The organism is Arthrobacter sp. 10N418 (assembly GCF_056394725.1).
On the sequence record NZ_JBFTIK010000080.1, the window covers coordinates 1 to 359 of the forward strand.

At 75.8% G+C, this 359-nt stretch carries 1 pseudogene; it reads right to left on the reverse strand.

The features are described 5' to 3' along the window. A pseudogene (locus AC1DCZ_RS19395) lies at positions 1-359 on the reverse strand (HNH endonuclease signature motif containing protein); the annotation flags it as partial.

Sequence of the window (359 nt, forward strand, 5' to 3'; positions counted from 1 at the left end):
CCCGTGCCCGTCCAGGACGGCCGGTTCCCCGGTGGCGCCCAGCAGGGACAGGACCGGGACGGTGACCAGGACCTGCGCCCGAGGCAACGGCACACCCCCGCACCCGCCCCCGACCATCCCCGCACCCGGACCGGTACCGGTGCCGGTACGGTCGGCTGTTCCGCTGGTGAGGAGCCAGGTGGCGGTGATGTCGGCGCGGAGCTGGGTCAGGGTCCTGGCCTCGCCCGGGCCCTGCAGGGCACGGGCGGCCGCGGTGGACCGTTCCCAGATCCCCGCCGCGGTCTCGGCCGTGAGATAGGCCGAAAGCCACGCCATGCCGTCCCGGTCCGGGACGTACTCCACCCGCCGGTCCGCAGCGG